Genomic DNA, 24,743 nt, shown 5'->3' with positions numbered 1-24,743 from the left:
CGGTTCCGAGACCCGACCGAACGGGCGACCACCTCGAGGTGGTCGCCCGTTCTCGTCGTCACCAACTGCGCAGGATCGCGATCCGGTCGCGCAGTTGCTCGGCGGTCGCCATCGCCGTCGGCGGACCACCGCACTGGCGACGCAGTTCGCCGTGGATCACCCCGTGCGGCTTCCTGGTCCGGTGGTGCACGACCGCGACGAGCGAGTTGAGTTCGCGACGGAGCTGGGCGAGGGTGTCGGCGGTCTCGACACGCTCGGTCACCTGGGGCGGCGGCGTGGGTGCCGGTTCGGCCTTCGGCTTGTTCAGCTGCTGTTCCTGACGCTGACGCAGCAGCGCCCGCATCTGTTCCGCGTCGAGCAGACCCGGGAGCCCCAGATAATCGGCCTCCTCGTCGGAACCCGCGAATGTCGCGGTGCCGAAAGAGGATCCGTCGTAGATGACCTGATCGAGTTCGGCGTCCGCCCCGAGCGAGTGGTAGGCCTTCTCGTCCTCGCCGGGCTCGTCCTTGCGCCGGTTCGCGTCGGCGAGCAGCTCGTCGTCGAAGCCCTCCTTGACCCGGTGCGGCTTGCCGAGGACGTGGTCTCGCTGGGCCTCGAGCTGGCTGGCGAGCTCGAGCAGCACCGGCACGGACGGCAGGAAGACACTGGCCGTCTCCCCCTTGCGGCGCGACCGCACGAAGCGGCCGATGGCCTGCGCGAAGAACAACGGGGTCGAGGCGCTGGTCGCGTACACACCCACCGCCAGTCGCGGGACGTCGACGCCCTCGGACACCATGCGCACGGCGACCATCCACCTCTGGTTGCCCTCGCTGAACTGCGAGATGCGGTCGGAGGCGGTGGGATCGTCCGAGAGCACCACGGTCGGCATCTCGCCGGTGATCGACTCGAGAATCTTCGCGTACGCACGCGCGGTGGTCTGGTCGGTGGCGATGACGAGCCCACCGGCGTCCGGCATGCCGCCGGCACGCAGCTGCTGCAGACGGGTGTTCGCCGCCCCCAGCACCGCAGGAATCCAGTCGCCTTGGGGATCGAGGGCCGTCCGCCACGCCCGGGCCGTCTGCTCGGCGCTGAGAGGCTCTCCCAGTCGCGCGGTGAACTCCTCCCCCGCACTCGTGCGCCAGCGCGCCTCGCCCGAGTACGCGAGGAATACGACGGGGCGCACGACGCCGTCGGCGAGTGCGTCGGCGTAGCCGTAGGCGTGGTCGGCCTTGGACTGCAGCAGACCGTCCTCGTTCGGTTCGTAGCTCACGAACGGGATCGCACTGTCGTCGCTGCGGAAGGGCGTACCGGTCAGTGCCAGACGGCGGGTCGCGTCCCCGAACGCCTCGAGAATGCCCTCACCCCAGCTCTTCGCGTCGCCACCGTGGTGGATCTCGTCGAGGATCACCAGGGTGCGACGCGCCTCTGTGCGCACACGGTGCTTGAACGGGTGCGAGGCGATCTGCGCGTAGGTGACCACGACGCCCTGGTAGTCGCTCGATGTCTGCCCGGTGGAGTTCGTGAAGTTCGAGTCGAGCGCGATGCCGATGCGGGCCGCGGCACCCGCCCACTGGTGCTTGAGGTGCTCCGTGGGGGCGACCACCGTGATCTGGTCGACCGTCCGGTCGCGCAGCAGCTCCGACGCCACCCGGAGGGCGAAGGTCGTCTTACCGGCGCCGGGGGTCGCGACGGCGAGGAAGTCGCGCGGCTTCGTCGCGAGGTACTTGGTGAGGGCGCGGCGCTGCCAGGCACGTAGCTGGGCCACAGGGGCGGAGGTCGTAGCTTGTCCGACGGTTTCGGTGCTCACCGGTTTCTCGTGCTCCTTGTCCGCTTGCTCGGGTCGGTGCCACCGCACTCGTCCGGGCGCCGACCGTCATGCAGCCTATCGTCTCGGAGCCCGCGAACCCGCCGAAGCCGCGGCGTCGGCGGGTTCTCCGAGGACTGCGTGGCAGAATTCGAGAGGCCCTCACCTGCCTGTGCGCGCACGCGAGCGTGTCTTCAGGAATTCTGGAAGTAGATGAACGACACACCACGATCCCCCGCACAGGCACCCTCCGGCCGCGTTCGCCGCGCGGTCGGAAAGGGCTGGAAGGTCGTGACGCACACCCTGTCGTCGGCCTGGGACCACTCGATCTTCAGCAAGGCGGCGACCGCGGCCTTCTGGCAGACCCTCTCACTGCCGCCCCTGTTGCTCGGTCTGCTCGGCAGTCTCGGTTACGTCGGTGGCTGGTTCGGTCCCGACACGGTGGAGATCATCACGTCGAAGACCGTCACCTTCCTCCGCTCGGTCTTCAGCGACAGCGTGGTCGACCAGATCATCGAGCCCACGGTCGAGGACGTCCTCCGTCGGGGTCGCGCCGACGTGATGTCGTTGGGCTTCGTGTTGTCGCTGTGGGCAGGATCGTCGGCGATCTCGACGTTCGTGGATTCGATCGTCGAAGCGCACCACCAGCAGGACCATCGCCACCCGGTGTGGCAGCGGATCTTCGGGCTGCTCCTCTACGTGATCTTCCTGATCCTGGCGGTGTTCACGATGCCGCTCGTCGCGCTCGGACCCACTCTGATCGGCCGGTTGCTGCCCGACGCCTGGTTCGATGTCGGCTCACGGATCATCGACACTTTCTACTTCCCCGCGGTGGGTCTGCTCCTACTGATCGGTCTGACGACCCTGTACAAGGTGGCGCTGCCGAAGTCACTGCCGTGGCACCGACTGCTCGGTGGCGCGGTGCTGGCCGGGGTGTTCTTCCTCGCGTCGAGCGTGATCCTGCGGTGGTACCTGACGTGGGTCGCGGCCACGGGCTACACCTACGGTGCGCTCGCCGCCCCGATCGCGTTCCTGTTGTTCACGTTCTTCCTGGGGTTCGCCGTGGTCCTCGGAGCGGAGTTCAACGCCACGGTGCAACAGTTCTGGCCGGCGCGCGCCACGCGTCTGGAGCAGTGGCGGATCTGGCTCGCGGAGCAGTCGGCCCGTGATCCGTCGCCCGACAGCGGACCGGTGACGAACCTCACCCGCCGGTTGACGAGCTCCACGACCATCCGGCTGTCGGACCTGATCCGGCCCGGGGATCGCCAACCCGAGTCGTGGCCGATCGACGGGAAACCCGTCGAGTCGGATGCGGCGCCGGACGATCGGCCTGCCCCCCACGACGACACTGCCCCCCACGACGACACTGCTCCCCACGACGACACTGCTCCCCACGACGACACTGCTCCCCACGACGACACTGCCTCGCACGACGACAAGGCCGGGGGATCCGAAGTTCCCCCGGCCCAGACCGAACTGTTGACGGTGGAGGCAGTATCACCGTCTTCGCCGGCAGCAAGACCGTCGCCGGAATCACCCGACGCCGCGGCGGACGACGAGGTATTCCACCAGGTGTCTCAGTCGCCCTTGCGCAAACCGTCGTAGACTTTCTTGCATTCGGGGCACACCGGCGAGCCGGGCTTCGGCGACCGGGTCACCGGAAAGACCTCACCGCACAGCGCGACCACATGGGTACCCATGACCGCACTCTCGGCGATCTTGTTCTTCTTCACGTAGTGGAAGAACTTCGGGGTGTCGTCGTCGGTCGTTTCGTCGGTGGTGGTATCCGGCCGTTCCTTGATATCCGTGCTCACGTGTCCATGATGCCGCACGGAAGGGCCGGATGTGTATGTGCGTGCGACGGCCCGGCGTGGGAAGGTGGAAGACATGGCGAGAACTCACGGTTTCGGCGGATCCCCCGAGAACGGATCGCCCGACAACCCGGTTCTGATCACCGCGGCGGAGGCGTCGCTCGAGGATCAGCACCGAGCACGGGTTCGCAAGTACCTCACCATCATGTCGGTCCGCATCCCCGCCCTGCTGCTGGCGGCGATCGCGTACGGCGTATGGGCCAATCCCTGGATCTCGATGGCGATCATCGGGGTGTCGATCCCGCTGCCGTGGATCGCCGTCCTCATCGCCAACGACCGGCCGCCGCGCCGCAAGGACGAACCGAGCCGCTGGGACGGCCGCTTCGACGATGCCCCGGCGATCGAGTCGTCCCGCCATCATGTGATCGACGGCTGACAGGGACCCCGGACGGGACGCTTGCGAGAATGTCGTGGTGGACCGCGACCTTCTCCTGTCTCTCTGCCCGGCTCTGCGCACCGCACTGATCCGGTGCCGCTACGACCTCGACACCGTCCGGGAACTGCTCGGCCCCGAGGCGCACGCCGCCCTCGGGCGTAGCGAACCCGTCCCTGCTCGGCGCATCGCGCGCGGTGCGGGCGATCTCGGCGTGCTCGTGCGGCTGTTCCTCCTCCAGGACACCTGCCCCGAGGACGAGGTCGCGCAGGCTCTCGCTCCGGTGACGACGGAGCAGGCCGTGCAGGCGGGACTCGTCGAACGCGACGGCGACGGCGTGCGGGCCGCTCTCGACCTGCGGCCCCTCGACGCCGGGACCGGCAGCCGCTGGGTGCTGTCCGATCTCGACGGCTCGATCCGGCCCGTCCCGACCCGCCCCGATCACGTCCTCGGCGTCGGTCAGGCCTCCCTGTCGCTGCTGCAGGCCACCCCGACCGATCGGGTCGGTTCGGTGCTCGATCTCGGCACCGGTTGCGGGGTGCAGGCGATCCGCGCCGCGGACCACGCGGACGAGGTCACCGCGACCGACATCAACCCCCGCTGCCTGACCCTGGCCACCGCGAGCGCCGCGTTGAACGAGATCGACATCGATCTTCTCGAGGGGTCGTGGTTCGAGCCGGTCGCCGGCCGGACCTTCGACCGCATCGTCGCGAATCCACCGTTCGTGGTGAGCGCCGGACGTGTCGAGCACAGCTACCGCGATTCCGGTCTCGACCTCGACGGCGCCAGCCGGCTCATGATCTCGCAGGCCGCCGAACACCTGAATCCCGGCGGCACCGCCGCGATGCTCGCGTCCTGGGTGCACGTCGAGGGCGAGGACTGGCGGACCCGCGTCGCATCGTGGCTGCCGTCACACGGCGTCGACGCCTGGATCGTGCAGCGCGATATCGCCGATCCGGCCCTCTACGTCGGGACGTGGCTGCGAGACGGTGACGCCGATCAACGCGAGCCGGAGGTCGCGGTGCGCGCCGAGCGGTGGCTCGACCACTTCGAGGAGCAGGGCGTCGAGGGCGTCGGGTTCGGGTTCGTCTACCTGCGCCGCACCGACCTGCCGTCCGATGTGATGGCCGAGGACCTGCGGCACGCGTTCACCGACGCGCTGGGCGACGAGGCGGTCGACTACTTCCGGCGCCTCGACTGGCTGCGTACGCACGAGGTGCTCGAGGCCCGTTTCGCGGTGCGGCCCGACACGGCCCTCGAGCGGGTGCACCTGCCCGGTGAGGACGGGTGGGACCAGGTGGTCGTGCGGGTGCATCGCGGTGGCGGTCCGGCCTGGCAGCACGAGGTGGACGACCTCGCGGCCGCCCTGCTCGGCGGCATGCGCGCCGACGGTCTTCCGCTCGGGGATCTCGTGTCGCTGCTCGCGGCCGCGCACGGCGAGGACGAGGACGACCTCCTCACGCAATCGGTGGGCCTCGTGCACGGCTTGGTGCGGCACGGGCTGATCGAGCCCGTCTGACCCCCTCCGGGGCGTTCCTGAGGTTCCACGATTCGGTTCTCTCAGCAACTTCTCAGGAGCTCATCGGGTTAGTGCAGGTCAGCGCGGTGGTACTCCGAGACCGACGGGAACTCCACCGCTTCGCCGGTCGTTGAACCCTGTGAGACACCACCGATGAGGAGGCACGTCATGGCACGCCCCGAAACCACCGCTCGCTTCGATTCCGACCTGGACGGTCAGAGCCCCGCAGCCGATCTCGTTCGCGTCTACCTGAACGGCATCGGACGGACCGCTCTGCTCACCGCAGCCGACGAGGTGGAATTGGCCAAGCGGATCGAGGCCGGCCTGTATGCCAAGCACCTGCTCGAGACGAAGAAGCGTCTGTCGGCGGCGAAGAAGCGCGACCTCGCGATCATCGTCCGCGAAGGACAGGCCGCTCGCAGCCACCTGCTCGAGGCGAACCTGCGCCTCGTCGTCTCGCTGGCGAAGCGTTACACCGGACGCGGTATGCCCCTGCTGGACCTCATCCAGGAGGGCAACCTCGGCCTGATCCGCGCAATGGAGAAGTTCGACTACGCGAAGGGCTTCAAGTTCTCGACCTACGCGACGTGGTGGATCCGTCAGGCCATCACCCGCGGAATGGCCGACCAGAGCCGCACGATCCGGCTCCCCGTCCACCTCGTCGAACAGGTCAACAAGCTCGCCCGCATCAAGCGTGAGCTGCACCAGCAGCTCGGCCGCGAGGCGACCGACGAGGAACTCGCCAACGAGTCGGGTATCCCCGTCGAGAAGATCGCCGACCTGCTCGACCACAGCCGCGACCCGGTGAGCCTCGACATGCCCGTCGGCAACGACGAGGAGGCCCCGCTGGGCGACTTCATCGAGGACGCCGAGGCGACGTCCGCCGAGACCGCCGTCATCGCCGGACTCCTGCACAGCGACGTCCGCAGCGTCCTCGCGACGCTCGACGAGCGCGAACAGCAGGTCATCCGGCTGCGCTACGGCCTCGACGACGGCCAGCCCCGCACCCTCGATCAGATCGGCAAGCTCTTCGGGCTGTCCCGTGAGCGTGTCCGGCAGATCGAACGCGAAGTGATGGTCAAGCTCCGCGAAGGAGACCGCGCCGAGCGCCTTCGCGCCTACGCCAGCTGACCGGGCGCGTCAGCGGTATCCGATCCCCGAGAACCGGGCTGGGTTCTCGGGGATCGTTGCCGTTCGGGTGCCTTCTCCGGCAGGTGTTCGGCCGCCGGACTGCCGTCAGCGCAGACGGCGCGGTCCGAGGTCGAGCGGGTGCGGTTCGGGCCCGATCCGCACGTGCGCGTCGGTGAGTTCGGCTCCCACCACCGAGGCCAGGACCGGTTCGCACACCAGTTCGCGCACCTCGGGCAGGTCGTCGGCGAGCGCCGAGATCCTCTGGACGAAGTCGACGAGTGCCGGCTTGTTCACCGGTGCGGCATTGCGATAGCCCGAGAGCAACGGCGCCGCCTTCGGCGCGTCGATCAACTCGACCGCCTCGTCCTCCGTGAGCGGAAGAACCCGGTAGGCGCGGTCGCCGAGCAGGTCGGAGATCACACCGGCGAGACCGAACGAGATGAGCGAACCGAACGACGGGTCGTCCTGCACACGGATCGCGCAACCGATGCCCTTGTGGGCCATCCGCTGCACGTGCATCAACGGCTCCCCCGACACCGCGGCCAGGTCGCAATAGGCGATCCGTACCGAATCGGCGTCGACGAGATCGAGCCGGACCCCGGTCAGATCGGGCCGGTGCCGCCACTGCGCACCGGTGGCCTTGACCGCCACGGGGAAGCCGATCTCGTCCGCCGCCGCGACCGCCTCCTCCTCGGTGGTGACGGCGCGGAAGTCCGCGACCTCGACTCCGTAGCAGGACAGCAGCAGGGCCGCCTCGGTATCCGACAGGTAGCGACCCTCGGGAGTCGTCTCGAGCCAGCCGTCCACGAGCGCACGGGCGCGCTCGGGATCGATGCCCGCCGGTCGCACGACCTGCGAGGGCGGACGACTGCGCCATTTCGCGTACCGCCACGCCCGCCCCAGGGCGAGCGCCGCTCGTTCCGGACCGGGATAGGACGGCACGGATCCGCGGGTCGGGTTGCCGTCCGGTCCGCGCACGGCCAGGACGTCGGGGATACCCTCGGTCGCCAGGAAGGTCGTGACCACCGGCTTCTCCGACCCGGCGACGGCGTCGCGCAGGGCCTGCGCGTAGGGCTGGACGTCGACGGCGACCGGCGGGACGAAGACCGCGATCACCGAGTCGACATCGGGTGAGTCGAGCGCCCGGGCGACGGCTTCGGCGAATTCCTCGGGCGACGCCTGCGCGCCGAGATCTACCGCGTCCGGTGCCTGCAGACCCTGGCCGCGGGCGGCGTCGACGGCGAGCAGACCCAGGGCGGTGGAGTTGCCGACCACGGCGACGCGGGGACCCGCGGGCAGCGGCTGGTAACCGAACAGCAGGGCCGAGTCGAAGAGCTGGCCGATGGACTCGACCTGGACGACACCGGCCTGCTCGAACAGGTATCGCACGATGGTGTCGTCCATCTCCCCCGTCCGGGCGGCGAGCGCCGGCGGCACCGCGTGGCGGCCGCTCTTGACGGCGACGATCGGTTTGCTGCGCGCCACCCGCCGCGCGATGCGCGAGAACTTGCGCGGGTTGCCGAAACTCTCCAGATACAGCAGCACCACTTCGGTGGCAGGATCGGTGTCCCAGTACTGCAGCAGGTCGTTGCCGGACAGGTCGGCGCGGTTGCCGGCCGAGACGAAGGACGACAGTCCGACACCCGTCTTGGCGGCCTCGTCGAGGATCGCGATGCCGAGGGCGCCGGACTGGCAGAAGAAACCGACGTTGCCGGACGCCGGGAGCACGGGCGCGAGGGTCGCGTTGAGTCGGATGGCGGGATCGTTGTTGGCGACACCGAGAGCATTCGGCCCGATGAGTCGCATACCGTGCGACCGCGCGGCCAGCGCGAGCCGCCGCTCGGCGTCGCGACCCTCCGGTCCGGTCTCGCCGAAACCGGACGAGACGACGAGCAGGGCCTTGACACCCTTCGCGAGACAGTCGTCGAGCACCGAGTCGATCGATTCGGCGGGGACGGCGGCGACCGCGAGATCGATCTCATCGGGGATGTCGCGGACGGTCGGGTAGGCGCGGACACCTCGGACGGACCGGTGTTCGGCGTTGACCGGGTAGACCGGCCCGGTGAACCCGCTGCGCAGCATGTTCACCAGCACGGCGTTGCCCACCTTGCGGCTGTCGGTGGAGGCACCGATGACGGCGACACTGCCGGGACCGAGGATGTTGCGCACGCTGCGCGCCTCGGCGGCGCGTTCGCGGGCGTTGCGGACCGAGACGAGGGCTTCGGTGGGGTCGATCGCGAACTCGAGCCGGACGACTCCCCCTTCGAAGCTGCGGCTGACCTGGTAGCCGGCTTCCCGGAAGACCGTGATCATGTGCCGGTTCTCGGCGAGGACCTCGGCGACGAAGGTGTGCAGTCCGTTCTCGGCGGCCGCGCCGGCGAGATGTTCGAGCAGGATCGGACCGAGACCGCGTCCCTGGTGAGCGTCGGCGACGGTGAAGGCCACCTCGGCGGAGAGACCGTCGCCCTCGTGCGAGAGTCCCTCGTACCGCCCGACGGCGATGATCTCGTCGCCGAGCACCGCGACGAACGCCACCCGGGACTTGTGGTCGACGACCGTGAAGTTGAACAGGTCCTTCTTCGAGATCGTCGGGTACGGACCGAAGTACCGCAGATAGCGGGTGCGTTCGGACAGTTTGCTGTGAAAGGCGACGATCGCGTCAGCGTCCTCGGGGACGATCGGCCGCAGGTGTACGACACCGCCGTCCGAGGCCAGCACGTCGGCGACCCAGTGCCGCGGATAGTCGCGGGCGCGCGCCAGCGCCGCTTCGCGCGCGGGGTCGGTCTCCCCTGTCGTCCCGGCACCCTGCGCGGGGGCCGCGCCCGTCGCAGACGCGGAGTCCGGTGCCGCTGAGGGATTCTGCCGGTCAGTCACGGGGGTCCTCCGGGTCCAGGCCGAGCAGCGGGAAGGCCGCCCGCCTCGTGGCGATGATCGCCGAATCGATGCGGGTCAGTGCGCGGTCCAGGGACGCGATCCCCGTTTCCGGTGTGCCACCGGGACCGTCCCACGGCAGGTACGAGACGTCGGAGCCCTCCCCCATGACCGTGGGCAGTTCGACGCTCGGGGCGAGAGCGCCGACGCGCTCGCTCCAGTCCGCCGGAACCGGGGTGCTCAGGTCGATCTCGCGGTCCAGCGCCGCGGCGATCAGGTGGGTCCAGGCGCGCGGCACCACCCGCACGAGGCCGTAACCGCCGCCGCCCACGGCGAGCCAGCGACCCTCGCAGTAGCGGTCGGCGAGATCGCGCATCGCGAGATACGACGCGCGCTGGCCGTCGACGGTCAGGGAGAGATCGGCCAGAGGGTCCTCGCGGTGGCTGTCGGCACCGCACTGACTGATGAGTATCTGGGGGCGGAACGCCGCGACCGCGCCCGGCACGACGGCATGGAAGGCGCGCAACCACAACGCGTCCACGGTGCCCGGCAGTACCGGCAGATTGATCGCGGTGCCCTCGGCCGGACCCGAACCGACCTCGCTGGACCACCCGGTGTTGGGCCACAGCGTCGCGGGATGCTGGTGCAGGGAGATGGTCAGGACGCGGGGATCGCCGAGGAATGCGTGCTGCACACCGTCGCCGTGGTGGGCGTCGACGTCGATGTAGGCGATGCGGTCGTAGCCGTGGTCGAGCAGCCACGAGATCGCGATGGCGGCGTCGTTGTAGACGCAGAACCCGGCGGCCCAGTCGGCCATCGCGTGGTGCATGCCGCCCCCGATGCTCACCGCACGGCGGGCCCGGCCGCTCGCGATCTCGCGTGCGGCCGCGAGGGTTCCCCCGGCGAGCGTCGCGCTGGCCTCGTGCATACGGGGGAAGATCGGGTTGTCCTCGGTGCCGAGACCGTGGGGTGCGTCGGCCGGGGGTGCCGCTCCCTCCGGAGCGGAGCCCGCGCGCTTGACCGCGTCGACGTAGGACGAGGTGTGGATGCGCAGCAGATCGGTGTCGTCCGCAGGGGACGGGCGGACCGTCTCGACGCCTTCGAGGAGACCGAGACTGCGGGACAGCGCCATCGTGAGATCGAGACGCGTGGGGTTCATCGGATGTGTCGGACCCCACCGGTAGTCGAGGTAGTCGGGGCTCCACACCACTATCCGATCGCCGCTCAGCTGTGTCGTACCGCCCGCCGCGGTGGAGCTCGTGGTCATGGACACAGACGCTACTGGTCCACCCACGGACATGCGAGCCTCGGAGGGCGCCCCCACCGTCCTGTTCGCACGGTTAGAATCGGCCCAGACGAAGGGGTGTGAGAGTGAAGGACCTGGTCGATACAACGGAGATGTATCTCCGGACCATCTACGACTTGGAAGAGGAAGGCGTGGTGCCGCTGCGCGCGCGTATCGCCGAGCGCCTCGAACAGAGCGGACCGACGGTCAGCCAGACCGTGGCCCGCATGGAACGCGACGGCCTGCTCCGGGTCGCCGGCGACCGCCACCTGCAGCTCACCGAGAAGGGCCGCGATCTCGCGGTCTCGGTCATGCGCAAGCACCGGCTCGCGGAACGGCTTCTCGTGGACGTGATCGGTCTCGACTGGGAGAACGTGCACGCCGAGGCCTGCCGCTGGGAACACGTGATGAGCGAGGAGGTCGAGCGGCGTCTCGTGGAGGTGCTCAACAACCCGACCACCTCCCCCTACGGCAACCCCATTCCAGGACTGGCCCAGCTCGGCCTCGACCGCACGGCGGTCCTCGACGAGAAGCTGGTGCGGTTGACGGACATCCCGCACGGCAAGCCGACCGCGGTCGTGGTACGCCGGCTCGCGGAGTACGTCCAGTCCGACCCCGAGGTCATCGCGCGACTGCGTGAGGCCGGTGTGGTCCCGGACGCGCGGGTTACAGTCGAGACGCGACCGGGCTCGGTGTCCATCACCGTGGCCGGTCACGACAGCTTCGAGCTTTCCGACGAGATGGCCCACGCCGTGCAGGTGAAGCAGGTCTGACCCAGGCCCCTTTTCGCATGTCCGGTACGGGCGTGCGAAAAGGGGATGTCCAGCGTGAGACTTCTGGTGACCGGCGGCGCCGGCTATGTGGGCAGCGTGTGCACGACCGTGTTGCTCGAGCAGGGCCACGACGTCGTGGTCGTCGACGACCTGTCCACCGGGAACGCCGAAGCGGTGCCCACCGGTGCCGAGTTCGTCGAGGGCGACATCGCGGCCGTCGCCGACGAACTGCTCTCCGGATCCCGTTTCGACGGCGTCCTCCACTTCGGTGCACAGTCCCTCGTCGGCGAGTCGGTGGAGTTCCCCGAGAAGTACTGGCAAGGCAACGTGGTGACCACCCTGGCCCTGCTCGAGGCCGTCCGCCGCTCGGGTACCCCACGGTTGGTGTTCTCCTCCACCGCCGCGACCTACGGCGAACCCGACAGCGTGCCGATCACCGAGGACGCGCCCACCCGGCCGACCAACCCGTACGGTGCGTCGAAGCTCGCCATCGATCATGCGATCTCCTCGTACGCGCACGCTCACGGTCTCGCGGCGACGAGTCTGCGGTACTTCAACGTCGCCGGCGCCTACGGCGGTGCCGGGGAGAACCGGGTCGTCGAGACGCATCTGATCCCACTCGTGCTGCAGGTCGCTCTCGGTGTGCGCGATCACATCTCGGTCTTCGGCACCGACTGGCCGACCAAGGACGGCACCGCGGTGCGCGACTACATCCACGTCAAGGATCTCGCCGACGCCCACGTACTGGCACTGACGAAGTCCGAACCCGGCCGCCACGGCATCTACAACCTCGGCAGCGGAGAGGGCTTCACCGTCCGCGAGGTCATCTCGGCGTGCGAGCGAGTCACGGGCCTGCCGATCGCAGCGGTCGACGCGCCGCGCCGTGCCGGTGATCCGGCCGTGCTCATCGCCTCGAGCAGCCGCGCGATCTCCGAGCTCGGGTGGAACCCCCAGCACACCGATCTCGACGAGATCGTCTCCGATGCGTGGGAGTTCACCCGGTCTCTCGGCGACCGGCTGCACGCTGCTCGACGCTGATCGAGGACACGGCTCCGGTTCAGGACGGTTCGTCGCCGCGCGGCAGTTCGAGTCCCAGCCGCGCCGCGATCTCGTGTCCGGTCTCCGCGAGGCCACGGATCGACTCGGGACGCAGTCCCGCCTGCAGGGCCTGGTCGAGCAGATCCGAAAGCCGGTGGCGGGGGTCGGATTCGAGGGCCGCTGCGAGCGCGACCCCGGCGAGCGGACCGTCGCCGCGCACGTAAGCGCCGAAGCCGACAAGCGCGGCGGCATCGGCCCGCTCGGGATCGGGCAGGGCCCGGGCGAGCTCGGTCCACAGACGCTCCGCCGGCCGTGCGAGCGGTCCGGTCGCAAGTCCCATGGCGGCGTCGCGCACCGTGCGGTTGGCGAGCAGGACGGCCAGCTCGGCGATGTCGGACGCGCTGGGATCCGTTCCGCCGGCGTACGTCTCGATGTGTGCGAGCACGGTTTCGAGTTCGAGACGGTCGGCGCGTTCGCCGCCGCCCTCGCGGGCACAGCGTTCGTACTCGCGGTCGCGGGTCTCGACGACCTCGTCGATACACCGCGCGACTTCCTGCCTCACCGCCGGCGGATACGGCGCGAGCAGTGCGGCGAGCTCGGTGCGGGAGCCGCGGATCGGGCTGCCCTCGAACACCCGGGCCACCGCGACCACCGAGGACCCGGGATCGGCCACGCTGCCGGTGATGTTCTGGCCGGGCACGAACCAGGTCGCTCCACCGGTGATCTCCGGTAGCGCGTACACCCCCGCCAGGTCGATGCCGACGGCGTCGAGATGGTCGGCGAAGTCGTCGACGAGCCTGCACACGTCGGCGATCACCGGATCGTGCCGGTCGATGAGGTCGTCGTCCACGAGAACGGCCACCACAGATTCCGCGCCCTCGCGGGCACAGACGGCGCAGAAGCGCCGGAACGCCGCGCGCATGGGTTCCGGGACCGACTCTCCGGGCCGGGGCAGGACGAGGTCGTGTCGCATCACGGCGCCGATACTCGCCACCTTCCCGTTCGGGCGGGTCGGAGCGTCACCCGTCGGGGTCAGGCACATCACGACGATCGAACGCATCGGCGGGAAGCCCATGAGGGCGGGCAGGGCGGCGATCACGTCACCGACATCGGTGAGACGGAGGGGATGCGACGACGAAGGCGTGGAAGTTGTCATGCTCGAACCGTGGCCCATCGGCCCGAGCGGAAAGCGACTCCCGGGGTCGTTCCGCGGCCTTCTGGGGATGAACCGGCCGGCTGTGGACAACTCCGCGACCGGCATCGTCGACCCGTGCCGAACGGACGATCCCGTCGGTGAACGCTGTTAGGGTGCGCGCCCGGCCCCGTCAGGGGCGGGCGGCGAAGTCGACGGCCTCCCGGAACACGAGGTCGAGATTGTCGGCGTCGGGCGGCGCCGCGTCGAAGGACAGGTACGTGACCGTCACACGCACGTCCCCGATCTGCGCGATCCGCGCGGCCATCGACTGCGTCATGCCACCCGATCCCCTGCCGGAGTCGACCGTGCGGGTCAGGGCCAGCGTCTCGGCCCCGTCGACGGCTATGGCGGGATCGTCGCCGAGGACGGTCGAGACGGTCGAGGTGATCCCCCGCACGGTGGCGTCCACCTGCGAGCACTCGGTGAGATAGGTGCGGTACTCGCCGACGTCCGGAGCGGAACGGGTGACCTCGACACTGATCGTCGCGCGACTGGCGTTGTCGGTACCGACCACCATGGCGGTGCTCTCGGGGGCGTAATTCTGCGCGGGCGGCAGACATCCGCCCGGATCGACCTTCGAGCCGGGCTGGATCCCGGTCAGGTCGGGCGCTGCCTGCGCCACGGCCTCCGGTGGGAGGACCACCGCGACGTACGGTTCGGGAAAACGTTCGGGAGGAAGCACCAGCTCGCCCGGTGCCCGGACAATCGCGGGTGCAGGTGCAGGCGCGGTTCCCGTCAGGGCTGCCGGTTCGGGCCGGGGGACGCCGGAGACGGTCTGGGAGCAGGCGGATGCGAGCATCAGGCACGCTGTCGCCACCGCGCTTCGGGCGGCCGATGCGCGGCGCCTCGGACGAGTGTCGCGTCGGGTCACCCGAACCTCCCTCGGTCGTCGACGTCGGGCAGGATGTGCGCCCCGGAATCGGTCGTCGTAGCGTCGATTAGACTCGAACACCACCATGCCACGTCGGGTGACCCCGGCGGAGATGCCGAGACGAAGTGTGATCGGAGTGGTTCGCAGATGGACGAACAGTCCCGCATGTACGAGCTGGAATTCCCGGCTCCGCAGCTCACCTCCCCGGAAGGTGAGGGGCCGGTCCTCGTGCACGGTCTCGAAGGTTTCGCCGACGCGGGACACGCGGTGCGCCTGGCGACCACGCACCTGCGCGAGAGTCTGGAGACCGAGCTCGTCGCGTCGTTCGCCGTCGACGAACTGATCGACTACCGGTCGCGTCGGCCGCTCATGACGTTCAAGGCCGACCACTTCTCGGACTACGCCGAGCCCGAACTGAACCTGTACGCGCTCATCGATGAGGCCGGCACCCCGTTCCTGCTGCTCGCGGGTGCCGAGCCGGATCTGAAGTGGGAGCGTTTCATCACCGCGGTGCGGTTGCTCGCCGAGCAGTTCGGGGTGCGGCGGACCATCGGACTCAACGCGATCCCCATGGCGATCCCGCACACCCGGCCGTTGGCGGTCACCGCGCACTCGACGAACAAGGACCTCATCGCGGGGCACCACCGTTGGTCGGGCGAGCTCCAGGTGCCCGCGGGAGTGTCGTCGCTGCTCGAATACCGCATGGGCCAGCACGGGCACGAGTCCGTAGGCTTCTCCGTGCACGTGCCGCACTATCTCGCCCAGACCGACTATCCGGCGGCCGCCGAGACGCTGCTGACGAACGTCGCAGAGGTCGGCGGCCTCGAGCTGTCTCTGCAGGCGCTCGGTGAGGCCGCGGCGCGGGTGCGGGAGCAGATCGACGAGCACATCGAGGACAATGCCGAGGTCCTCGGCGTGGTGCACGCGCTCGAGCGGCAATACGACAGCTACGTCGCCGCCCAGGAACAGCAGACCTCTCCCCTGCCGACCGACGAGAGTCTGCCGACGGGTGAGGAGATCGGGGCGGAGTTCGAGCGGTTCCTCGCCGAATACGACCGGCGCGGCGCCGGTCCCGGCGGCGATCTCCCCGGTCCGGACGACGGAAGAACCGGCGACGGCGGATTCGGCGAGTTCGACCCGGACGACGGGGACGATTCCGCTCCGCGTTGACACCACGGCGGGTTCGCCGGATGTTTCATGATCATCACAATCGTCGTTGTCGACGTCACATACAGACATGTACGCTTCGGCGACATGCCACAGTGGTAGTTGTGTCCGGTTCTCGGCCACGGGTCGGGCAGCCTGACTACCACCACGCGATCACCGACGTCGCAGGAGACGCTCATGGTTCCACCGCGCGCCCGGACGCTCCGCCCGGTTCCGGACAACGAACCCCGCATCGTGTTCCGCACGATCCACGGTTACCGACGCGCGTTCCGCCTGGCCGGAAGCGGTCCCGCACTGCTGCTCGTACACGGAATCGGTGACGACTCGTCGACCTGGCAGGACGTGATCCCGCACCTGGCGGAGAAGTACACCGTGATCGCCCCCGACCTGCTCGGGCACGGTCGATCCGACAAGCCGCGGGCCGACTACTCGGTGGCCGCCTACGCGAACGGTATGCGCGACCTGCTGTCGGTCCTCGGGATCGAATCGGTCACGGTGATCGGCCATTCGCTCGGCGGCGGGGTGGCGATGCAGTTCGCCTACCAGTTCCCGCACATGGTCGAGCGTCTGGTGCTCGTCGCGTCCGGCGGGGTCACCAAGGACGTCCATCTTGCCCTGCGGCTGATCTCGGTGCCGATCGTCAGCGAAGCGCTGCGGGTCCTGCGACTGCCCGGGGCGATGCCCGTCCTGCGCGCTGCCGGCGCGATGCTGAACCGGGTCAACGGATCGCCACTGAGGCCCGGTGCCCTGCTGCACGACACCTCGGATCTGGTGCGCGTACTGGGGAACCTCCCCGACCCCACGGCCTACGAAGCGTATTTGCGCACGCTGCGCGCGGTGGTCGACTGGCGCGGTCAGGTGGTGACCATGCTCGACCGCTGTTATCTGACGGAGAACCTTCCCGTCCAGCTCATCTGGGGCGATCACGACAGCGTCATCCCCATCGCCCACGCCTATCTCGCGCATTCGGCCATGCCCGGTTCACGTCTCGAGATCTTCCGGGGCTCCGGCCACTTCCCGTTCCGCGACGACCCGCTGCGCTTCCTGCGGGTGGTCGAGAACTTCCTGGAGACCACCGCTCCTCTGGAGTTCGACCTCGACCGCTGGCGCCGGCTCCTCGTGTCGGGTGTGAGCGAGTCGCAGATCAGCGGTGGCCCGGAGACCCGCATGGCGGTGCTCGGCGCGATGGGTTCGGACGAGCGCAGCGCCACCTGACCTGCACTACACGCCGGGCCACGCGACCCGCGGCGGTGGGTCGGGTCCTTCCGACTAGCCTGGAGAAGTGCTGCTTCCCGATCTGATACCCGACCCCGTCGACGACGACGCGCTGTTCGACGCGTTCACCACCTGGACGACGGATCGTGGCATCTCGCTGTATCCGGCGCAGGAGGAAGCGCTCATGGAGCTCGTCGCCGGCTCCAACGTCATCCTCGCCACGCCCACCGGCTCGGGAAAGTCGATGGTAGCGCTCGGCGCGCACTTCTTCGCGCTCGCTGCCGGGAAGCGCACCTTCTACACCGCCCCGATCAAGGCGCTCGTGAGCGAGAAGTTCTTCGCCCTGTGTGACGTCTTCGGCGCCGACAAGGTCGGCATGATGACCGGCGACGCATCGGTCAACGCCGGAGCACCGATCATCTGCGCGACCGCCGAGATCGTCGCGAATCTCGCCTTGCGCGAGGGACCGGACTCCGACATCGGCCAGGTCGTGATGGACGAGTTCCACTTCTACTCCGAACCCGACCGCGGGTGGGCGTGGCAGGTTCCGCTCATCGAGTTGCCGCACGCACAGTTCCTGCTCATGTCCGCGACGCTCGGCGACGTGACCTTCCTACAGAAGGATCTGACCCGCCGCACCGGACGGCCGACGGTGGAGGTCTCGGGCTCCGAACGACCCGTCCCGTTGACCTTCTCGTACTCGCAGGCACCCATCGGTGAAGCGATCGAAGAACTCGTCACCACCCATCAGGCACCCGTCTACGTCGTGCACTTCACCCAGGCCGCGGCTCTCGAGCGCGCCCAGGCCCTGACCAGCGTGAACATGTGCACGAAGGCCGAGAAGGAGGCGATCGCCACCGCGCTGGGCGACTTCCGGTTCTCCACCGGCTTCGGCAAGACCCTCTCGCGTCTCGTCCGGCACGGTATCGGTGTGCACCATGCGGGCATGCTGCCGAAGTACCGGCGCCTGATCGAGAAGCTCGCGCAGGACGGGCTCCTGAAGGTCATCTGCGGAACCGACACGCTCGGCGTCGGCATCAACGTGCCGATCCGCACCGTGTTGCTCACGGGCCTGACGAAGTTCGACGGCACCCGCACCCGGCAGCTCAAGGCGCGCGAGTTCCACCAGATCGCCGGTCGCGCAGGCCGCGCGGGATACGACACGATGGGCACCGTCGTCGTACAGGCCCCCGAGCACGAGATCGAGAACGTCCGGGCCCTCGCCAAGGCCGGGGACGACCCGAAGAAGCGCCGGAAGGTGCAGCGCAAGAAGGCACCCGAAGGGTTCGTCTCGTGGGGCGAGGGCACCTTCGACAAGCTGATCGCGGCGTCGCCCGAACCGCTGCAGTCACGGTTCTCGGTGAGCAACTCGATGCTGCTCAACGTCATTGCGCGACCGGGCAACTGCTTCGACGCGATGCGGCATCTGCTCGAGGACAACCACGAACCCCGTCCGGCGCAGCGCAAGCACATCCTCAAGGCGATCTCGCTGTACCGGGGCCTGCTCCAAGCGGGTGTGGTGCAGCAACTCGACGAGCCCGACGAGTTCGGGCGCCGGGCCCGCCTCACCGTCGACCTGCAACGCGACTTCGCGCTCAACCAGCCGCTGTCGCCGTTCGCCCTCGCAGCGATCGAACTGCTCGACGTCGACTCCCCCACCTACGCGCTCGATGTGGTGTCGGTCATCGAATCGACCCTCGACGATCCCCGTCAGGTGCTCATGGCGCAGCAGCATGCCGCACGCGGTGAGGCCGTCGCACAGATGAAGGCCGACGGCATCGAGTACGACGAGCGGATGGAACTGCTCGAGGAGATCACCTGGCCCAAGCCGCTCGTGGAGCTACTCGAGCCGGCCTTCGAGACGTACCGGGGTGGGCATCCCTGGGTGTCGGAGTTCCCCCTCTCCCCGAAGTCGGTGGTGCGCGACATGATCGAGCGCAGCATGACCTTCTCCGAGATGGTCTCGCACTACGGCCTGGCCCGCTCCGAGGGGCTGGTCCTGCGCTATCTCGCCGACGCCTACCGCGCGCTGCGGCAGACGGTGCCGGACGCCGCGCGCACGGAGGAACTCGAGGACATCATCGAGTGGCTCGGCGAGCTGATCCGGCAGGTCGACTCATCGTTGCTCGACGAGTGGGAGTCCCTCACCCATCCCGGGGTGGAATCCGACGACCAGCAGATCGCGTTCGGCGTCGACTCCCCTCGCCCGTTGTCCGCGAACGTCCGCGCGTTCAAGGTCATGGTCCGCAACGCGATGTTCAAGCGGGTCGAACTGGCCTCGCGTCGACGCTGGGACGAACTCGCGGCCCTCGGCGACGGTCTCGACGCCGAGGACTGGGAAGACCTGCTCGAGCTGTACTTCGACGAGTACGACGAGATCGGTACCGGCCCCGACGCGCGTGGACCGCTGCTGTTCACCGTCGAGATGGGTCCCGAGTTGTGGCGGGTGCGTCAGACCCTGCACGATCCGCAGGGCGATCACGGCTGGGCGTTGATCGGCGAGGTGAACCTCCGCGAGTCCGATGCGGCCGGTGAAGTGGTGTTCGACGAGTTCGAGATCGTCGAGGGCTGATCGTCGCAGGCGGCGGACCTCGGGAGCGGTAGCCTGACTCGGTGAGCGAACCGACCGTGCAACCCTTCCGCTTGGCCTACGTCCCGGGTGTCACCCCCGCGAAGTGGGTGCGGGTGTGGAACGAGCGGATGCCGGACGTCCCGATCGAACTGGTCCCCGTCGAACCCACGGCCGGTGCGGATCCGCTACGCGAGGACGTCGCCGACATCGCGCTGCTGCGCCTGCCGCTGCAGCGGGACGGCCTGTCGGTCATCCCGCTCTACACCGAGGTCTCCGTCGTAGTGGTGCCCAAGGAGCACGTGTTCGCGGCGGTCGACGAGGTGTCGGTGTCCGACCTCGCCGACGAGACGGTGCTGCATCCGCTCGACGACGTGCTCGACTGGGTCGCCCTACCCGGTGAGGAGGCGTTCGAGCGGCCCGCGACCACCGAGGACGCGATCTCGCACGTCGCCTCGGAGGTGGGTGTGCTCGTCACGCCGCAGTCGCTCGCCCGCCTGTACCACCGCCGCGACCTGACCTACCGTCCCGTCGTCGACGCGCCCGCGTCCCAGGTGGGTCTCGTGTGGGTCACCGACCGGACGACCGATCACGTCGACGAGTTCGTGGGCATCGTCCGGGGACGGACGGCCAACAGTTCCCGTGGCCGCAGCGATTCCGAGCCGGACGCCGAGTCGGGCGGCACCTCGCGTCGTGGCGAACGCAAGGGCTCGACCCCGAAGCGCCGCGCGCCCGAGCCCAAGACGTCCCGCCGGGCGGGGACGTCCGCGCGGAAGCGCCCCGGGAAGCCTCGGCGCGGTAAGCGCTGATCGATACCGCCGCGGTAAGCATTGATCGACACTGCCGCGGTCGGTGCTGATCGACACTGCCGCGGTCGGCGCTGATCGGGGTCTTCGTCAGGAAACGGGGCGGCAGGTCGGCGGGACGCAGCCACGGATGGTGTCGGCGAGGATGCGGTAGTCGACTCCGCGTGGGGACGACGAGCGGAACACCAGCCCGATCCGGCGGCCGGGTGCCGGGTCCGCGAAGTGCGCGACCTCGAGGTCTCCCCGGGCAGTTTCGACGGCGACCGCGGAGGCCGGGACGAGGGTGACGCCCAATCGTCCTGCGACGCAGCGCACCACGGTGGACAGGGAGGTCGCGCGGGTGTCGCCGAGTGCCGGTCGCGCGTCGATGGACCGGCACAGGTCGAGTGTCTGGTCGCGCAGGCAGTGGCCTTCGTCGAGCAGCAGCAGTTGTGCGTCGTCGAGCGCGGAGACCGAGAGGTCGGTGCGCCCGGCGAGTTCGTGTCCGGTCGGCAGGACGAGGACGAAATCCTCGTCGTACAGCGGCACTTCGATGACACCCGAGACGTCTGCGGGCAGGGCGAGGACGGCGACGTCGAGGGTTCCGGCGCGCAGGGCGTCGAGGAGACGCGCGGTCTGGTCCTCGACGACCTGCAGCGACAGCGCCGGCATCGCCCGGTCGAGTGCGGGCAGGATCTCGGGCAGGACGTAGGGCGCGACGGTGGGGATCAGGCCCACCCGCAGCGGGCCCGAGAGTCCGTCGGACACTCCTGCAGCCGCGTCGACGAAGCCGTCGGCGGCGTCGAGTACCACCTCCGCGTAGGGAAGCAGGCGCGCTCCCACCGGTGTCACGAGCACGCGGCGGGTGCTCCGCTCGATGAGCTGGACGCCGAGGCCGTTCTCGAGAGCCGCCAGCCCCTGGGACAGGGTGGGCTGGCTGACCTCGAGTCGCGCTGCTGCCGTGCCGAAGTGGCGGTAGGTGGCCACCGCGACGAAGGCACGCAGCTGCGAGAGGGTGGGCTGGTAGCTCTGATCGGTCACGCCTATCAGTGTAGTGCGACCTATCGTCTCTACCTTTCGCAGCTATCGGACGGTCGTGCGTCGACCACGAGACGGGCGCTCGCTGCGCCGACTGCCAGGTCCTACGACGCCGAGCCCGCCGCTCTTCCGGCAGCGAGGTCGTCCTCGTCCAGCACGACCTCGATCTCGCCACCGAACTCCACACCGGGAGCGAGCGGCAGCCGATCGCCGCTCCAGAACCGGCCGGGGTCGTACCAGTTGCTCCCCCGGTGCCGTTGCCGCAGCAGCCCCATCTCCTCCAGCGTCAGCCCCACCACTTCGGCGCAGTACGCGCTCTCGAGCCCACCGGACGGTACGGCCGCCCGGCGACGGCGCGGGAGCCGGCCCGCGAACCATCGCCCCGTGAGTTTCGTCGTCGACGGGAACGGTGTGCCGTCGAGCCGCGCGATCGTGCGCAGCAGCTGGTCCTCCTGGTCCGGGGTGACCGCCACCGAGACCTGCCGCAGCCAGCCGCGCTGGCCGTAACGCGCGGCCCACACCTGCACCGCACTGCGCAGGTCGTGCAACTGCACGCCGCGCTGGTGCCGCCCGGTCCACATGTCCGGGAGACTGCGTCCGAGCTCGGCGTGCCACATCAGCGGCGGCAGGTCCTCGAGCGCGACCGTCATCCCCACGTGGTTCACCGGTGCGTTGGTCAGCGTCTGGATTGCTCGGTCGGCCGGGGTGGCGCCGCGGAAGATCCACAGGTCCCCCGTGCGGGTCGTCGCCACGGCCTCGTCGAGGGTGAGACGCGAACGCGCACCGGCGGACCGATCTGCCGACGAAGTGTCCATGCCGTCAGCCTGCCATGCCCGACGGCCGCTGGGGTCGTCCCCATGACCCCGACGGACCGCTAGGGTCGCCCCATGGCACTGCGCGGTGGCAAGTGGTGGAAGCTCGTCGGACTCGCTGGGATCGTGGGAGTCGCGGCGACCGGTGCTGTCGCCGCCCGCAACGAGCGACAGCGACGGAACTACAGCCCCGACGAGGTGCGTTCGGTGTTGCACGAGCGCTATGCCCGTTCACTCGCCGCACGCGACGGCAGCGCCGAACTCCCCCTCGCCGAGGTACCGATCGGGCCGAAGGAACGGATCAGCCGAGTGCTGCGGCGATTCCGTCGGCGAGATCGGTGATCTGCTCGTCGGTCATCACGAACGACGGGGAGATCTGCATCGCGCCCTGACCGGCCGCGCGTCCCGAGATCCCATGCTGCCGCAGGGTTTTGACGAAACCGAGAGCTTCGGACGGATCGGCGAGCTGCACGGCCGCCACCGCACCGAGGCCGCTGCGCACCTCGGCCACCCGCGGGTGGTCCGCCAGCGGAGCGAGCTTCTCGTGCAGAGTCCGCTCGATCCGCGCCGCCTCGGCGAGCAGATTCTCACGCTCGATGATGTCGAGGTTGGCGAGCGCGGCCGCCGCAGCAGCGGCGTGCCCACCGTAGGTGTAGCCGTGGCGCCACCACACGTCTCCGGCGAAGAACGGTTCGGCGACGCGCGGAGCGACGAACAGGGCGCCCATCGGCAGGTAACCGGAGGTGAGTCCCTTGGCGGTGGTGACCATGTCGGGCTCCAGGTCGAATCGCGACGACGCGAACCACGAACCACCGATACGACCGAAGCCGGTGACCACCTCGTCGACGACGAACAGGATGTCGTGGTCGCGGCAGATGTCGCGGATCTCGGCGAGATAGCCGTCCGGCGGCAGGTACACCCCGCCCGCACCGATGACGGGTTCGCAGAAGAAGGCCGCGATGGAGTCGGCACCGACCGAATCGATGAGTTCGAGCAGCGCCTTGGCGTCGTCCCACGCAACCCGCGCGGTGTCCTCCCACAGGCGGCCGTAGCCCTCACCGTTGACGGGGATACCGGCGAGCGAGGTGCCGCCGACGTGCATGCCGTGGTACGCCTTCTCGCGCGAGACCAGCAGCCGCTTGCCGGGCTTCCCGACCTCCTGCCAGTACCGCCGCGCGAGCTTGGCCGCCGAGTCGACGGAGTCGGATCCACCGGAGGTGAAGAAGATCTTGCTGCCCGGAACCGGGGCGATCCCCGCGAGACGCTCGGCGAGTTCGACGGCGGGTTCGGAGGTCAGATCGCCGAAGTTCGAGTAGTGGGCGAGCTTGGCGACCTGCGCTGCGATCGCGTCGCCGATCTCGGTGCGGCCGTGACCGACATTGGTGAACCACAGTCCGGCGGTGGCATCGAGGTAACGGTTGCCGGCGTCGTCCCAGATGTACGCGCCTTCCCCGCGCGACACGACGAATGCGCCGTCCCGTTCGATCGCGCCCATATCGGCGAATCCGTGCCACAACGCACCCACGACCAACTCCCGTCCACGACGATCACGACACCCGCCATCGTATGCGGAGGAAACGACTCTGGCGCCGGAGGCCCGTACCCGCCACCCTGGTGCCATGACCGAGTTCCGCTTCTCCGTCAACATCTTCGAGGTCGGGTCTCCCGATGTGTTCGTTCGCTGGTGCCGCGCCGTCGAGGACGCGGGTTTCGACGCGGTGTACGCGGCCGACCATCTCGGTGTCCCCGCGCCGTTCCCCGTCCTGGTCGCCGCCGCCGGTGCCACCGAGCGTCTGCGGGTCGGCACGATGGTGCTCAATGCCGGTTTCTGGAATCCGGCACTGCTCGCCCGCGAGATCGCGACCACCGATGTGCTCACCGGCGGCCGGCTCGAGATCGGCCTCGGAGCAGGGGCCACATGAGATGGGAGTTCGAGGCGGCCGGGATCGAGTGGGAACGCTTCGACGAGCGCGCCGAGCGTCTCGAATCCACCGTGCAGGAACTGCAGCGATCGTTCACCGCGCCCGGTTTCGACGAGCAGGCGGCGTTGCGCGAAGCATTCGACCTGCCCGTGCTCCGTCCGGTGCAGCGGCGCGGATTCGGCGGCTACGGCCCGCCCCTGATCGTCGGAGGCACCGCGACCGGATCTTTTCCGTCGTCGCCGCCCACGCCGACATCGTGAGTGTCGCGGGTGCCGTCCTGCTGCCCGGGAGGCCACCGGGGACGTTCCGCATCGCCACCCCGGCCGAGGCCGACGACCTGCTCGACTCGCCGTTCGTGCTGATCGGCACGGTCGACGAGATGGCCGGGCAGATCCTGCACAGCCGGGAGCGCTACGGGTTCACCCACTTCACGGTCCACGCCCCGTACCGGGAGACCTTCGGTGAAGTGATCGGCCGGGTGCGTGCTCTGGCGGGCTGACCACCTGGCCTGCCTGCCCTCCCCGA

General features: G+C 69.2%; 20 protein-coding genes and 1 pseudogene. 12 read left to right on the top strand and 9 right to left on the bottom strand.

Annotated features, from left to right (window positions below):
• Window positions 1-58: 58 nt before the first annotated feature.
• Window positions 59-1,786, bottom strand: a complete 1,728-nt coding sequence (locus tag K3M35_RS01740; RefSeq protein WP_024100707.1) for a DEAD/DEAH box helicase — start codon at window positions 1,784-1,786, stop codon at window positions 59-61.
• A gap of 210 nt (window positions 1,787-1,996) precedes the next feature.
• On the opposite strand from K3M35_RS01740, the gene K3M35_RS01735 reads away from it, so the two are divergent.
• Complete coding sequence (locus tag K3M35_RS01735; protein ID WP_220665911.1) at window positions 1,997-3,388, top strand: YihY/virulence factor BrkB family protein; 1,392 nt, start codon at window positions 1,997-1,999, stop codon at window positions 3,386-3,388.
• Here the strand turns inward: K3M35_RS01735 and K3M35_RS01730 are convergent.
• Window positions 3,361-3,597 (bottom strand): DUF3039 domain-containing protein, encoded by a 237-nt coding sequence (locus K3M35_RS01730; protein WP_006551335.1) that lies wholly within the window; start codon window positions 3,595-3,597, stop codon window positions 3,361-3,363. The two genes, K3M35_RS01735 and K3M35_RS01730, sit on opposite strands and share 28 nt — an antisense overlap.
• A 73-nt stretch (window positions 3,598-3,670) precedes the next feature.
• Here K3M35_RS01730 and K3M35_RS01725 point away from each other — a divergent pair, with 73 nt between their 5' ends.
• The 3 genes from K3M35_RS01725 (at window position 3,671) to K3M35_RS01715 (ending at window position 6,677) form a co-directional block, all read left to right on the top strand.
• The gene (locus tag K3M35_RS01725) at window positions 3,671-4,030 is read left to right on the top strand and encodes a DUF3099 domain-containing protein (protein ID WP_006551334.1); all 360 of its coding nucleotides are present in this window, start codon (window positions 3,671-3,673) and stop codon (window positions 4,028-4,030) included.
• 37 nt (window positions 4,031-4,067) lie between these two features.
• Window positions 4,068-5,546: a class I SAM-dependent methyltransferase gene (locus K3M35_RS01720; RefSeq protein ID WP_217579864.1), complete on the top strand. Its 1,479-nt coding sequence runs from the start codon at window positions 4,068-4,070 to the stop codon at window positions 5,544-5,546.
• 168 nt (window positions 5,547-5,714) lie between these two features.
• Window positions 5,715-6,677, top strand: a complete 963-nt coding sequence (locus K3M35_RS01715; RefSeq protein ID WP_006551332.1) for a sigma-70 family RNA polymerase sigma factor — start codon at window positions 5,715-5,717, stop codon at window positions 6,675-6,677.
• A 105-nt stretch (window positions 6,678-6,782) separates the two neighbouring features.
• Here the strand turns inward: K3M35_RS01715 and K3M35_RS01710 are convergent, their stop codons facing one another.
• Window positions 6,783-9,437: a bifunctional GNAT family N-acetyltransferase/acetate--CoA ligase family protein gene (locus tag K3M35_RS01710; protein WP_050993479.1), complete on the bottom strand. Its 2,655-nt coding sequence runs from the start codon at window positions 9,435-9,437 to the stop codon at window positions 6,783-6,785.
• 106 nt (window positions 9,438-9,543) lie between these two features.
• On the bottom strand, window positions 9,544-10,815 hold the full coding sequence (locus K3M35_RS01705; protein ID WP_006551331.1) for an acetoin utilization protein AcuC: 1,272 nt from the start codon (window positions 10,813-10,815) through the stop codon (window positions 9,544-9,546).
• Between the two features lie 104 nt (window positions 10,816-10,919).
• Between K3M35_RS01705 and K3M35_RS01700 the strand changes: the two genes are divergently transcribed.
• Window positions 10,920-11,606: a metal-dependent transcriptional regulator gene (locus K3M35_RS01700; protein ID WP_006551330.1), complete on the top strand. Its 687-nt coding sequence runs from the start codon at window positions 10,920-10,922 to the stop codon at window positions 11,604-11,606.
• Between the two features lie 45 nt (window positions 11,607-11,651).
• Window positions 11,652-12,644: a UDP-glucose 4-epimerase GalE gene (gene galE, locus K3M35_RS01695; RefSeq protein ID WP_175427942.1), complete on the top strand. Its 993-nt coding sequence runs from the start codon at window positions 11,652-11,654 to the stop codon at window positions 12,642-12,644.
• Between the two features lie 19 nt (window positions 12,645-12,663).
• On the opposite strand, the gene K3M35_RS01690 is transcribed toward galE, so the two are convergent.
• Window positions 12,664-13,800, bottom strand: coding sequence for a DUF4192 domain-containing protein (locus K3M35_RS01690; RefSeq protein WP_024100702.1), 1,137 nt, complete (start codon window positions 13,798-13,800; stop codon window positions 12,664-12,666).
• A 169-nt stretch (window positions 13,801-13,969) separates the two neighbouring features.
• Window positions 13,970-14,710, bottom strand: coding sequence for a sensor domain-containing protein (locus K3M35_RS01685; protein ID WP_308257040.1), 741 nt, complete (start codon window positions 14,708-14,710; stop codon window positions 13,970-13,972).
• A gap of 147 nt (window positions 14,711-14,857) precedes the next feature.
• Between K3M35_RS01685 and K3M35_RS01680 the strand changes: the two genes are divergently transcribed.
• The 4 genes from K3M35_RS01680 (at window position 14,858) to K3M35_RS01665 (ending at window position 20,470) form a co-directional block, all read left to right on the top strand.
• Window positions 14,858-15,880 carry a proteasome assembly chaperone family protein gene (locus K3M35_RS01680; RefSeq protein WP_024100699.1) on the top strand — a complete coding sequence of 341 codons (1,023 nt, stop codon included), beginning with the start codon at window positions 14,858-14,860 and terminating at the stop codon, window positions 15,878-15,880.
• Window positions 15,881-16,054: 174 nt separating this feature from the next.
• The gene (locus K3M35_RS01675) at window positions 16,055-17,092 is read left to right on the top strand and encodes an alpha/beta fold hydrolase (RefSeq protein WP_006551325.1); all 1,038 of its coding nucleotides are present in this window, start codon (window positions 16,055-16,057) and stop codon (window positions 17,090-17,092) included.
• Window positions 17,093-17,159: 67 nt separating this feature from the next.
• Window positions 17,160-19,664 carry an RNA helicase gene (locus tag K3M35_RS01670; protein ID WP_006551324.1) on the top strand — a complete coding sequence of 835 codons (2,505 nt, stop codon included), beginning with the start codon at window positions 17,160-17,162 and terminating at the stop codon, window positions 19,662-19,664.
• 41 nt (window positions 19,665-19,705) lie between these two features.
• On the top strand, window positions 19,706-20,470 hold the full coding sequence (locus K3M35_RS01665) for a LysR family substrate-binding domain-containing protein (RefSeq protein WP_220665910.1): 765 nt from the start codon (window positions 19,706-19,708) through the stop codon (window positions 20,468-20,470).
• Between the two features lie 87 nt (window positions 20,471-20,557).
• Here K3M35_RS01665 and K3M35_RS01660 read toward each other — a convergent pair whose 3' ends face one another.
• Both K3M35_RS01660 and K3M35_RS01655 read right to left on the bottom strand, forming a co-directional pair.
• Window positions 20,558-21,487 (bottom strand): hydrogen peroxide-inducible genes activator, encoded by a 930-nt coding sequence (locus tag K3M35_RS01660; RefSeq protein ID WP_220665909.1) that lies wholly within the window; start codon window positions 21,485-21,487, stop codon window positions 20,558-20,560.
• Window positions 21,488-21,588: 101 nt separating this feature from the next.
• Window positions 21,589-22,299: a hypothetical protein gene (locus K3M35_RS01655; RefSeq protein WP_006551321.1), complete on the bottom strand. Its 711-nt coding sequence runs from the start codon at window positions 22,297-22,299 to the stop codon at window positions 21,589-21,591.
• A gap of 72 nt (window positions 22,300-22,371) precedes the next feature.
• On the opposite strand from K3M35_RS01655, the gene K3M35_RS01650 reads away from it, so the two are divergent.
• A complete protein-coding gene (locus tag K3M35_RS01650) occupies window positions 22,372-22,638 on the top strand; it encodes a hypothetical protein (protein WP_006551320.1) in 267 nt (88 codons plus the stop codon).
• Here the strand turns inward: K3M35_RS01650 and K3M35_RS01645 are convergent.
• Window positions 22,598-23,791, bottom strand: a complete 1,194-nt coding sequence (locus tag K3M35_RS01645) for an aspartate aminotransferase family protein (protein WP_064060813.1) — start codon at window positions 23,789-23,791, stop codon at window positions 22,598-22,600. The genes K3M35_RS01650 and K3M35_RS01645 overlap by 41 nt on opposite strands.
• Before the next feature lie 124 nt (window positions 23,792-23,915).
• On the opposite strand from K3M35_RS01645, the pseudogene K3M35_RS01640 reads away from it, so the two are divergent.
• Window positions 23,916-24,717, top strand: a pseudogene (locus tag K3M35_RS01640) (TIGR03621 family F420-dependent LLM class oxidoreductase).
• Window positions 24,718-24,743 lie beyond the last annotated feature (26 nt).

Origin of the sequence: Rhodococcus sp. DMU2021 (assembly GCF_019641445.1) — a bacterium.
Classification (GTDB): domain Bacteria; phylum Actinomycetota; class Actinomycetes; order Mycobacteriales; family Mycobacteriaceae; genus Rhodococcus; species Rhodococcus pyridinivorans.
Note: the sequence above shows the minus strand (reverse complement) of the source record. Positions and strands in the feature narration are given on the sequence as shown.